Source organism: Neisseria sp. Ec49-e6-T10 (assembly GCF_051132615.1).
Taxonomy (GTDB): Bacteria; Pseudomonadota; Gammaproteobacteria; order Burkholderiales; family Neisseriaceae.
In genome coordinates this window covers 2,437,558-2,450,424 of record NZ_CP152375.1, presented here as the reverse complement: position 1 = coordinate 2,450,424, position 12,867 = coordinate 2,437,558, and the positions used below count along the sequence as shown (strand labels likewise).

The window sequence follows — 12,867 nt, the reverse complement described above, 5'->3', positions numbered from 1 at the left end:
TCTTCATGAGCCCTAAAAATAGCCTTTTTAGGGCTCATGCTCTGTTTAATCAACTTTACCTATAACAAAAAACCCCTTATCCTACTGCTTTACCTAAACGTATCTTTTTTCAAGTTTGTTACTATGCTCAAAACCCATAAGTTTCTCTGGTGTCTGGCTCTACTGATCCCAGTTGTCATCTACTATATTGTGCTATTTATCACACCCCAATTTTTAGCCAAACATTCATTACAACATATTCCCTTAAGCATTCTGTTTGGATTAATGATTATGTGTTGGGCTTGCTTAATCACCTTACTGTACAGTAAATACCATTTATCCACTAAAAAACAAACCGATGAAACAAAATAATCACACACAACACTTTTTCTTGGCCAATAGACAAATTTCAAGCTGGCAAAATGCATGGGCTTTGGTGGGTGATTATTTATCAGCAGCAGCCTTTTTAGGTGCTATTGGCCTTTATTTTACCAGTGGCTTTGATTCCTTTTACTATGCGGTTGCCACTTTAATTGGTTGGCCATTATTGCTGATACTTTTTGCAGATAAACTCAGACAAAGCAATGCTTTTACCTTAAGTGGAGTTTTAACACAGCGCTTTAACAGCACTCGCCTAAAAACACTGAGTGCCTTAACCAGTATTTGTATCAGTACTTTTTATTTACTGGTTCAACTGGTTGGTGCGGGCAAGTTATTACAATTACTGTTTCATTTACCCTATTCAATTTCTCTAAGTATCGTATGCCTTTTCACCCTCTGTCTGGTTGCTATTGGCGGGATGAAAGCCACGACATGGATCCAAATCATTAAAGCCATCTGTTTATTTATTTGTGCTTTTATTTTGGTTATTTTAATTTGGCGTCACTTTAATTTTAGTTTAGGCACCCTTTGGCAACAAGCTGGCCAAATCAGTCAAAACCAAGTATTTTTACCCAGCTCTTCACTAAAAAACCCTATAGAACAAGCCTCGCTTATTTTAGGGTTAATTCTTGGTTTATTGGGTTTACCCCATGTATTAATGCGCTTTTTTACAGCAAAAAACCCTCATGCTGCTTCCCTATCAGCAGCTTACGCTACTTTACTCATTACGCTATTTTTTGGTTTTAACTTGATCATTGGCTATGGCAGCTACGTTATATTCCATAATACGCCTTTAGCAGGAGGCAGTAATATGGTATTGCTGCATTTAAGTGAATACCTTGGCGGCAGTTTATTTAAATGGATTATTTCATGGATGGTGTTAATAACCATTTTAGCTGTTATGTCAGGGCTGGTTCTGGCAACTTCCGCCAGTTTAAGCAAAGATATTTTGCCCCGTTTTATCAAAATAAATGATCAAACCGAAGTACGCTATACCAAAATCAGCATCATTATCTTATTAATCATCAGCACCTTTTTAGCCTATCAATTTGAATCCTTTAATATTGCGTTTTTATTCAGCTTAGCCTTTGCATGGGCAGCAGGTGCACATTTTCCTGTGCTTTTTCTCAGTTTTTTTTATCGTCATTTCACTGAAAAAGCCGCATTTTATGCCTTATTAAGTGGTGCAATATGTAGTTTTATATTGATTGTTTTGAGCCAAACTGTCTGGGTGAATATTTTAGGGTTTAGCACACCACTTTTCCCCTTTGTGAACCCAACTTTATTTACCCTCCCAATCAGTTTATTATTGGGTTTATTTCTGAGCAAAAGAACACCATAACATGATCGATTACATAAAAGAACTCATACAATTATTATCAGAACAAGAAGTCTTAAGTATGCCTGATTTAATTGAGCCTTTTTGCATCGACCAACGTAAACGTTTTTTTGGGCAAGCAATTGCTGTTGTTCAACCTAAGAGCATTTTGTCCATTCAAAAAACAGTACAATTTTGCCAGCGACACCAAATTGCCTTAATTGTACAAGGAGGAAACACTGGCTTATGCGGCGCAGCAACCCCAACCAAATCTGGCTTAAATATCATCTTATCTATGCGGTTGATCAATAAAATTCGCCAAGTCAGTACAAAAGACAGCAGTATCACCGTTGAAGCGGGTCTAACCTTACAAGAGGTACAGCAAGCAGCACAACAGGTCAATCGTCTCTTTCCGCTCAGTTTAGCCAGTGAGGGCACTTGCCAAATTGGGGGAAACATTGCCTGTAATGCAGGAGGGTTAACTGTTATTCGCTATGGCACAATGAAAGACCTCATTTTAGGCTTAGAGGTTATTCTACCGAATGGACAACTCATCAGCCATTTAAGCCCTTTACATAAAAACACAACAGGGTTCAATTTGGATCAGCTATTTATTGGTTCAGAAGGACGCCTAGGTATCATCACAGCGGCAACACTTAAGCTTTTTGCTCGTCCTCAAACAACTGTAACGGCATGGGTTGGGCTAGAATCGATAGAACAAGCCACTGAATTATTGGCTTTATTACAATCTTATTTTGCCGAACGTTTAAGCAGCTTTGAATTAATCAGTCATGAAGCGCTACAACTATCCACAAAACTTCAGCCCTCAAATAAACAACCCGAACAGGCAAACTGGCATATTTTGCTCGAATTAACTGATTCTATGCATAACCCTTTACTGGAAGAAGAATTATTACAGTTATTCAGTAAAACGGATTTCAATCAGGTGATTCTGGCTAAAAATGAAACCGAACGAAAACAACTTTGGCAATTACGAGAACTCATTTCAGAAGGACAGCGCCATTTAGGTACCAGCATCAAACATGATATTGCTTTACCAATTAGCCTAGTCGCCCAATTTATACAAAACAGTGCTCAACAACTATCTGTCTTATTTCCACAAGCTAAACCTGTTATTTTTGGCCATTTAGGTGATGGCAGCTTACATTACAATGTCTTTATTGAAGGTATTTTGGATCATCGTGTCTATGAATACGAAAAAGAGATTAACCAAATCATTTATGAACAAGTTTATGAGTATAACGGCACAATCGCGGCAGAACATGGTATTGGGCAACTAAAAAGCCAGTGGCTCAAAAAAAGCCAAGAAGAACAACAATTATTGAATCAAATAAAACAATTATTAGACCCTAATCATTTATTTAACCCTCAAAACGAGCCAAAACCCAGCTATTTTGACTCGTAAAATCAAGAATGAATTGTGTTCACCTTTACAAGCATAAAGCTTTACTAAAAATTGATTAAAATCGGTAAGAATACCCTACACCTACTCTCATCACATTTTGAGCATATGATTGTTTCGTCCAACCTAAATTTAAATTGATTGCAGAATGCTTTGTTACGATTCCTTTGACACCAATATCAACATAAGGCTGATTTTTCTTTTTTGAGCCTAAATCATAAGCGTGTGCGCCTATATAATCTATATGGCCTGCAAATGAATGTCTACTTTGATCCAGACCGATTCTCACGCCGATATCTGTGTTCACACTCACTTTATCAGACAAATAATAATCCGTTGCTAAACCTAAAACCGCCGCCGTGCTCTTTTCGCCTAGCTCCCCATAATATGCTGGGAATTCTATATCATTATTCTCCTGATATGCGCCTCTGGTAATTTTTGTGTAACTGATCCCTGCATGAGGGAATAAACTTACTTTATTATTGAGTTTATAACCATAAGAAAGATCTAAATTCAATAATTTTCCTTTAATCTTGGCATGTCCCACGCCTGCCTCAGTATGACTTAATCTTTGTCGGTGAATATCAACTTTCTGTTCTTGATAAGCTGCCGATACAGTCATATTAAACCCTGTTTTGTCTTCACTTTGTTGAAAACCTATGAATGTTCCAACACCTGGGTTAGAGGAACTTTGGGTTCGATAACCCGTTGGTAAGGATGAGTCCAACAAATAATCAACACTGATACCCATACGCCACTGTGAAGATAATTTTATGGCACCGAACAAACCAGTTGTCCAACTATAATTACTTTTAAGTGCATCATACTGAGTAAAGCCACCCACACAATAAGAAAAACGATCTAAAGAACATTCTGTCTTGCTTAACCCCATTAAACGAGAACGATACAAATCTAAAACCTTATACGCATCTTTTGCTGATTGAGTCATTGTTTTATTTGAGTTAGTCGCATCAACTTTTATCGTTTCTGGTGGAAGATTAGGATTTTCTGGATCGGTAGGGTCAGTTGCTTTTTGTTTTATTTTCCATACCATTACATGAAGAGCTCCACTATCTATTTGGCCGTAACCAGAGACAACAGAACCATCCGCTGAAACAGCATAAGCAGTAGAATATCCACTATTGTCACTTTTCAAAGTGCCAAGGTCAGTCATTTTTTCATCACCTTCTCGATGAATAAATGCATGAGTAGAGCCACTATCTGTTTCGGCCTCTCCGACAACAATTCGACCATCAGCTGATACGGAGACCGCACCAGAAGCCCCACTATTATCGCTTTTTAAGGTACCAAGATCTGTCATCTTAGCATCACCTTCATTATGTCTAAAGGCATGGGAATCATACCCAACCCCTGTTTGAGCCTTCCCTATAACAACACGGCCATCGGCTGATAATGCAGCGGCAGCAGAAGTCCCACTATTATCACTGGCTAAAGTACCAAGATCCGTCATCTTCAGATCACCTTCATTATGTCTAAAGGCATGCTTACCTCCACCATCCACATCAGCATCCCCAACAATAACACGACCATCTGCTGATATTGCTAGAGCAAGAGAATTGCCGCTATTATCACTTTTTAAGGTGCCAAGATCCGTCATCTTTAGATCACCTTCATTATGTCTAAAAGCATGCTTACCCCCACCATCTACTTCAGAATCACCAACAACCACACGACCATCAGCTGATAGTGCTAAAGCAATAGAATTGCCTCGATCATCACTTCTCAAGGTACCAAGATCCGTCATCCTAGCATCATTTTCATTATGTCTATAGGCATGAGAATCAGACCCAATACCTGTTTGAGCCTCGCCAACAACAACACGACCATCGGCTGATGCTTTAGTCGCAACAGAATACCCGCTATTGTCACTGGCTAAAGTACCAAGATCTGTCATCTTAGCATCACCTTTATTATGCCTAAATGCATGAGGTATCCCACTGTCTGTTTCAGCGAGTCCGACAACAACACGACCATTCGCAGAAACAGCTAGAGAACGGGAACTACCAAGGTTATTATTTCTTAACGTACCAAGGTCCGTCATCTTGGAATCACCCTCGTTATATCTAAAGGCATGAAAATTCCCACTATCTGTTTGAGCCATTCCAACGATAACCCGTCCATCTGCTGAAATTGTACTTCCAAAAATCTCAGAAAGCCCACTATTGTCACTTTTTAAGGTACCAATATCCGCTTTTTCAAACTCAATTTCTTCAGCCATTAGGTGGTTTGAATGAAATACCGCGAGAGCAAGTACAATAGATTTAATTTTATTATGATGGATTTTTTTACAAATATACATATACCGAACCATAAATTTTTAAATAATAATTAACCATTTTACCGAAACAACATTAACTTTTATTAATCAATTAAAAAATAATATTAAAAAAACTAGCTATTATCTAAATTTGTTGTATTTTTAGAATAACCTCCGAGTTTAAATAACTCTGATTTACTGTAAAAAATATTACATATTTAATGATTATTCAGCAAAAATAGTAAAAAGATAATGAACACTAGCATGCTAAAGTAAATCGATAATCTACTATTCACGTTTAAGCATGATTATTTTTACCTGAAAAAACAAACAAATAAAAACAGCAGCACATAAGTAAATATCTTTATATGATTCAACACAAGCCAATCATTTTAAATTAATACATGCATTTTTTTGCCATAAACCCATCATTATTTCACACAAAAAATAAATAATATTTAAATACATACTTAAAAATACCATATAGACATAAAAAAAACAACCCTTAATGGGTTGTTTTTTTTGATACAACAGATTTATTGCCCAGAATCAGAAGAAGGTGCTTGTGGTGTGCCCTCTTCAACAGCAGCCTCAGCTGGCTTTGCTTCTTCTAACAACGCTTTAATTGATAAACGAATACGACCACGGTCATCAATTTCAATGGCTTTAACTTTTACAGATTGTCCTTCTTTTAAGTAATCGGCTACATTTTTAATACGCTCATGTGCAATTTGACTAATGTGAACCAAACCATCTTTACCTGGTAGGACAGAAACAATAGCACCAACATTATTGTCTAAAATTTTGATCACTGTACCATCATATACTTTACCTACCTCAACTTCAGCAGTAATTTCTTCAATACGACGGCGCGCTTCATCTGCTCCTTCTTGAGTTGTTGCCGCAATAACCACCATACCACTTTCATCGATATTGATTTCAGTACCTGTCTCTTTAGTTAAGGCACGGATGGTTTCGCCACCTTTACCGATAATATCGCGAATTTTTTCAGGATTAATCTTCATGCTGAATAAACGAGGAGCGTGAACAGACAACTCAGTTGGGCCTTCAACAGCATCTTTCATTAAACCAAGAATATGCAAACGGGCTTCTTTAGCTTGCTCTAACGCAATTTGCATGATTTCTTTGGTAATGCCTTGGATTTTAATATCCATTTGTAAAGCAGTCACACCAGAAGCGGAACCTGCTACTTTAAAGTCCATATCACCTAAGTGATCTTCATCACCTAAAATATCGGTCAACACAGCAAAGCGATTGCCTTCTAAAATCAAACCCATCGCAATACCTGCCACATGGGCTTTTAAAGGAACGCCAGCGGACAGTAAAGACAAACAGCCACCACATACAGAAGCCATAGATGAAGAGCCATTAGACTCAGTAATTTCACTCACCACACGCATGGTATAACTGAATTCACTAGCAGGTGGCAAAACAGCAATTAATGCACGTTTAGCCAAACGGCCATGACCAATTTCACGACGCTTAGGGCCAGCCATACGACCTACTTCACCAGTTGAAAATGGAGGGAAATTATAATGCAACATAAAGCGATCAGTGTATTCGCCACTTAACGCATCAATTACCTGTTCATCGCGTTGCGTTCCCAAAGTGGCCACAGCTAAAGCCTGTGTTTCACCACGAGTAAACAATGCTGAACCATGGGTACGGGGCAATACATTTGTTTGAATATTAATCGGCCGTACTGTACGTGTATCACGACCATCAATACGAGGTTCACCTGCCAGAATCTGTCCACGAACCACATCAGATTCTAATTTTTTGAACATATTTTTAATTTGATTAACTGTTAAGGTGTCTGTCTCTTCAGTAATCAATGTTTCTGACACTTTTGCCCAAATTTCATCTAATTTTTGGCTACGTGCTTGCTTTTGACGAATAGTAAATGCCTCTTTTACACCCTCAGCAGCAATTTCGCTTACGCGTGCAACCAATTCTTGGTTTACTTCTTGTGCTTGCCACGCCCAAACAACAGGATTCACATCATCAGCAAACTCATTGATTGCATTAATAGCCAATTGCATTTGCTCTTGACCATAAATAACGGCACCAAGCATCACTTCTTCAGATAATTCTTGCGCTTCTGACTCAACCATTAATACCGCTTTTTTAGTACAAGCAACCACTAAGTCTAGCTGTGTCTCTTCTAACTGGGTTTTGGTTGGGTTTAAAATATACTCGTTATTGCTGTACGCGACACGCGCTGCACCGATAGGGCCAGCAAAAGGCACACCTGATAACACTAATGCAGCAGATGCACCAATCATAGATGGAATATCAGAATCAATTTCAGGGTCTACTGACAACACAGTCGCAATAATTTGGATGTCGTGATAAAACCCTTCTGGAAATAATGGACGAATCGAACGGTCAATTAAACGACTGGTTAAAATTTCTTTTTCACTTTGACGACCTTCACGCTTGAAAAAACCACCAGGAATTTTACCTGCTGCGTAAGTGCGCTCAAAATAATCAACTGTTAGTGGGAAAAAGTCCTGACCTGCTTTAACCGTTTTTGCTGCAACCACAGTGACTAATACAACAGTCTCCCCCATGGATACTTTTACAGCTGCATTTGCTTGACGGGCAATTTCGCCTGTTTCTAAAGTAACCGTATGTTGGCCATATTGAAAGCTTTTAATTTTCTTTTGAAACACAATTTTTCCTTTGTTTTCACAAGTCACATTTTCTGCTAAAACCCTAGCAATACACACTTAAAACAAATAAGTATTACTAGAGTATCAGCACAGAATATGGACAATCTATAAAATATAAATACTTAAGTAATTACATCAAAACAATAAGAAGTCGCCTATGGCGACCTCTTAATCATTACTGAAATTATTTACGTAAACCCAAACGTGCAATAAGATTGCGGTAAGTTTCAGCGTCAGTACGTTTTAAATAATCAAGTAAACGACGACGTTGGCTTACCATATGCAATAAACCACGACGACTGTGATGATCTTTTACATTTGCCTTAAAGTGAGCAGTCAAACCATTGATACGATTAGTCAACAAAGCCACTTGCACTTCACTTGAACCTGTATCACCTTCTTTACGTTGAAAATCTTTAACAATTGCTGCTTTTTGTTCTGCACTTAGTGCCATAATTTAAACTCCAATAAAAATCAAGGGATTTCTCCCGACAAGCGAAACTGAGCCAAAACCCAATTTGCTCCAAACTTCAGTATTTACACTGAAGTATTCATCAACCTAACTGCTCTAAAAGAATCCACTCCATTATGTTCAGCTAAGCCAATAAATTGATGATTCGCATCATAAATGCGAAACACCTGCATTTTGCCATAATTTTCGATAACTTGCACGTTTTGACCATATTTTAATTGAGCTACTTGCTCAAAAGAAAACAGATACTCTGGTAAATGTGCCACTAATACATCACACGGTAATAAAGTCTGGAATAATTGTGCTTGGGTGTATTTTGCCAACTGCTCAAACAAATAAGTACTCTCTATGTTAAAACCTGCGGTTTTGGTCCGTCTTAAGGCAATTAAATGGGCAACTGAACCTACTTTTTTAGCCAAATCTTCAGCCAAAGTTCGAATATAAGTGCCTTTAGAACAAGAAACAGCGATTTTAATTATGGGTAACTCAAAAGATAAAATCTCAATACCATAAATGGTGACTTCTCTTTGTTTTCGCTCTATTTCTATACCTTGGCGCGCATATTCATATAAAGATTTACCCTGAAACTTTAAGGCTGAATACATAGGTGGTTTTTGCAAAATAGTGCCAGTAAATTGCGCACAAGCATCAGCAAAATCAGTAGCTGAAAACGTCACGGCTGCCGTTTCAATAACCTCACCTTCTGCATCCGCAGTGGTTGTCGCCTCACCTACTTTTAATGTGGCAATATAAGCTTTATCCGCATCTAACAGATATTGTGCAAATTTAGTTGCTTCTCCAAAACACACAGGCAGCAAACCTGTTGCTAATGGGTCTAATACACCTGTATGCCCTGCTTTTTTGGCATTAAACACACGCCTTACCTGTTGTAAAGCTGTATTACTGGATACCCCTAAAGCCTTATCTAAAAGTAACACACCGTTAATAGGGTCTTTGGTATTTTTTTTCAAAATAATCCCTTATTCTGATGGCTCTTCTTTTTCTGGTTCGTCATGAAACTCTTTACTGACATCATCAATTAAACGAGATAAGTTCATTCCTCGCTCTAAAGATTCATCATAAATAAAATGTAAACGGGGCGTATTAAATACAGTAATTCGTTTTGCCAATTCACTACGCAAAAAACCTGCCGCATGTTCTAAGGCTTCTTGTGTCACTTGCCGTGTTTTTTCATCCAATACAGTATAAAATACTTTAGCATGTGAATAATCACGCGTTACTTCAACTTCATTAATGGTAATAAATCCTGCTCTTGGATCTTTTAACCCTGTTCGTACCAATTGAGCAAGCTCTCTCATAATTTGTTCTTGCACTCTATCCGAACGAGCATAACCTCTATTGTGTTTTGCCATAATTGATCTCTTCTTTCAAACCAAAAAGCACAAAGTGCCAAAGACACTTTGTGCTTTATCTGTCATCTCACTTACAAACTCCGTGCAACTTGTACTAATTCAAATGCTTCAACTTGATCACCGATTTCGATTTCATTGAAGTTTTTAAACATCATACCGCACTCATATCCTTGTTTCACTTCTTTAACGTCATCTTTAAAGCGTTTCAAGGAATCTAACTCGCCTGTATGAATCACTACATGATTACGAATTAAACGTACCATACAGTTACGTTTAATCAAGCCTTCGGTCACCATACAACCAGCGATATTACCTACCTTAGAAACACTGATTACTTGTCTGATCTCTGCCATACCCAATATTTGCTCTTTTTGTTCAGGAGCCAACATACCAGACATAGCTGCTTTAATATCATCAATGGCATCATAAATAATATTATAGTAACGAAGATCAATACCTTCTGACTCAGCTAATTTTCTGGCGGCTGCATCTGCACGGGTATTAAAACCAATGATCACGGCCTGAGAAGCAATGGCAAGGTTCACATCAGACTCACTAATACCACCAACACCTGAGTGTAGTACATTTACTTTTACTTCATCATTGGATAGTTTTTGTAAACTACCTGCCAAGGCTTCGTAAGAACCTTGCACATCAGCCTTAATAATAACAGATAAGCTATTGATGTTACCTTCAGCCATTTGTGCAAGCATATTTTCCAGTTTTGCAGCTTGTTGTTTTGCCAAACGCACATCGCGATATTTACCTTGGCGGAATAAAGCAATCTCACGTACTTTTTTCTCATCTTCCAGCACCATAGCATCTTCACCTGCCATAGGTACATCAGAAAGACCTAAAATCTCTACTGGAATAGATGGTCCAGCTTCAGTAATTGGGCGCCCATTTTCATCCATCATGGCTCTAATTTTACCAAAAGCAGAACCTGCCAATAGCATGTCCCCCTTATGTAAGGTACCTGACTGAACCAGTAATGTTGCAACAGCACCGCGTCCTTTATCCAAGCGAGCTTCCACAATAATACCTTTTGCAGGAGTGTTTACTGCTGCTTTTAACTCTAATACTTCTGCTTCCAATAAAACGGCGTCAAGTAGTGCATCGATATTAATGCCTTGCTTTGCAGAAACATCAATAAACTGTACATCTCCACCCCATGAATCTGGAATCACTTCATGAGAAACCAATTCTTGGCGAATTTTTTCTGGATTGGCACCATCTTTATCAATTTTATTCACGGCAACAACCAATGGCACACCAGCGGCTTTTGCATGATGGACTGCCTCAATCGTTTGTGGCATCACACCATCATCGGCAGCGACAACCAAAATAACGATATCAGTTGCTTTGGCACCACGCGCACGCATTGCAGTAAAAGCTTCATGACCTGGTGTATCTAAGAAAGTCACGACCCCTTTAGACGTTTTCACATGGTAAGCACCAATATGTTGGGTAATACCACCTGCTTCACCTACAGCAACTTTTGCCCGACGAATATAATCTAAAAGTGATGTTTTACCATGGTCAACGTGACCCATTACTGTCACAACAGGCGGACGAGAAACAAGTTCTACTTCTTCAGCAGAATCACTATCAATCAAGAATGCTTCTGGGTCATCAGCTTGAGCAGCTTGTGGCCTATGCCCCATTTCTTCAACCACAATCATGGCTGTTTCTTGATCCAACACTTGATTAATGGTAACCATCATACCCATTTTCATTAATGTTTTAATGACTTCAACGGCCTTAACTGCCATTTTATGGGACAACTCGGCAACTGTGATGGTTTCTGGCACCAATACATCATGAACAACTGGCTCTGTTGGCACTTGGAACGCATGCTGATTAGGCTCTTGCTCAATAGCTTGACGTTTATTGCCTTTTTTATTACTCGATTTCCATTTAACATTATCGCCAAAAGTATCTGCAGAGCGTCCATCCTTTTGCTTGCCTTTTTTACCTTTTGGGCGGTCATCCCAATTTTTTTCTTTGTCTGAGCGTGCTGGAGCTGGTTTTGCTTTGTCTTGGCTAGCCGTCTCTCCAGTTTTCGCATTTAATGGTTTACGTTCAGTAGTAGGTGCAGCACTTCTATGCTCAGCGCCTGATTGAGCAGATTTCGTTTCTTGTTCTGCGCTTAAACGAGCTGCTTTACGTCTTTGTTCACGTTCCTGCTTTTCTTTTAGCAATGCTTCTTGACGAGACCTTAACTCAGCTTGCCGTTTTGCTTCTAGCTCACGTTGTGCCATTTCTTCATCACTGATAATGGGCTTATTGGCCTGTGCAATTGCCTCAGCAACTTTTTTGTCTTCTTTTTGTTGAGCAGCTTTAGGCGCTTTAGCTTTCTCTTCAACAATCTTATCCGAATTTTGCTCTACTGCTTGTTCTTTTGGCAATTCGCTTGAAACACTTGTCGTTTGCTCTTTTACTTCTGTCGTAATTTCTTTTTGCTCAACTGCTGCTACCTGCTCTTTTGATTCTTGCACCACTTTTTCAACAACTGGCTCTACTTTTGTTTCAGCCTCTGTAACGACTTCTTTTATAACAGGCTCTGTTGTTTGCACAATCTCAGGTTTAGCCTCTTTAGCTTCTTCAACCTTAGGAGGGATTTGAGCAGCTGGTTTTTCTACAACCAAATCTGGCTTGACCACTACCCTACGACGGCGCGTTTGTACTTGCACCGTGCTACCAGCTGCAGTTTGAATCTCTGATGTTTGTTTACGACTTAATGTAACTCTATTTGCACCTGAACCGCCATGGCTCTGTGTTAAGTACGATAATAACTGCTGTTTATCGTCTTGTGTTAACTCATCTGTTCCTGTGGTTTTATGAACGTTCGCCGCTTTTAGCTGCTCCAGTAAGCGCTCAACAGATAAATTAAGCTCATCGGCAAATTGTTTGACATTTGTTTTACTCATATGGCTCACCTTCTTTC

At 38.8% G+C, this 12,867-nt stretch carries 9 protein-coding genes; 3 read left to right on the top strand and 6 right to left on the bottom strand.

Annotation, left to right across the window (positions count from 1 at the left end):
• Nucleotides 1-123 precede the first annotated feature (123 nt).
• Genes AADH04_RS12190 through AADH04_RS12180 form a run of 3 tightly spaced genes read left to right on the top strand, consistent with a single transcriptional unit; the run spans nucleotide 124 to nucleotide 3,104 of the window.
• Entirely contained in the window at nucleotides 124-351 is a 228-nt protein-coding gene (locus tag AADH04_RS12190) for a DUF485 domain-containing protein (protein WP_434777545.1), read from the top strand.
• On the top strand, nucleotides 338-1,702 hold the full coding sequence (locus tag AADH04_RS12185) for a solute symporter family protein (RefSeq protein WP_434777544.1): 1,365 nt from the start codon (nucleotides 338-340) through the stop codon (nucleotides 1,700-1,702). Before AADH04_RS12190 ends, AADH04_RS12185 begins: the two co-directional genes overlap by 14 nt.
• A gap of 1 nt (nucleotide 1,703) precedes the next feature.
• The gene (locus AADH04_RS12180) at nucleotides 1,704-3,104 is read left to right on the top strand and encodes an FAD-binding oxidoreductase (protein ID WP_434777543.1); all 1,401 of its coding nucleotides are present in this window, start codon (nucleotides 1,704-1,706) and stop codon (nucleotides 3,102-3,104) included.
• A 55-nt stretch (nucleotides 3,105-3,159) separates the two neighbouring features.
• On the opposite strand, the gene AADH04_RS12175 is transcribed toward AADH04_RS12180, so the two are convergent.
• The 6 genes from AADH04_RS12175 to infB form a co-directional block, all read right to left on the bottom strand.
• On the bottom strand, nucleotides 3,160-5,340 hold the full coding sequence (locus AADH04_RS12175; protein ID WP_434777542.1) for an autotransporter domain-containing protein: 2,181 nt from the start codon (nucleotides 5,338-5,340) through the stop codon (nucleotides 3,160-3,162).
• A 575-nt stretch (nucleotides 5,341-5,915) separates the two neighbouring features.
• Nucleotides 5,916-8,075, bottom strand: a complete 2,160-nt coding sequence (pnp, locus tag AADH04_RS12170) for a polyribonucleotide nucleotidyltransferase (protein WP_434777541.1) — start codon at nucleotides 8,073-8,075, stop codon at nucleotides 5,916-5,918.
• 184 nt (nucleotides 8,076-8,259) lie between these two features.
• Complete coding sequence (gene rpsO / locus AADH04_RS12165) at nucleotides 8,260-8,529, bottom strand: 30S ribosomal protein S15 (protein ID WP_434777540.1); 270 nt, start codon at nucleotides 8,527-8,529, stop codon at nucleotides 8,260-8,262.
• Between the two features lie 83 nt (nucleotides 8,530-8,612).
• On the bottom strand, nucleotides 8,613-9,521 hold the full coding sequence (gene truB, locus AADH04_RS12160) for a tRNA pseudouridine(55) synthase TruB (RefSeq protein WP_434779847.1): 909 nt from the start codon (nucleotides 9,519-9,521) through the stop codon (nucleotides 8,613-8,615).
• Nucleotides 9,522-9,527: 6 nt separating this feature from the next.
• Nucleotides 9,528-9,920, bottom strand: a complete 393-nt coding sequence (rbfA, locus tag AADH04_RS12155) for a 30S ribosome-binding factor RbfA (RefSeq protein WP_434777539.1) — start codon at nucleotides 9,918-9,920, stop codon at nucleotides 9,528-9,530.
• Nucleotides 9,921-9,991: 71 nt separating this feature from the next.
• Nucleotides 9,992-12,850 carry a translation initiation factor IF-2 gene (infB, locus tag AADH04_RS12150; protein ID WP_434777538.1) on the bottom strand — a complete coding sequence of 953 codons (2,859 nt, stop codon included), beginning with the start codon at nucleotides 12,848-12,850 and terminating at the stop codon, nucleotides 9,992-9,994.
• Between the last annotated feature and the right edge of the window lie 17 nt (nucleotides 12,851-12,867).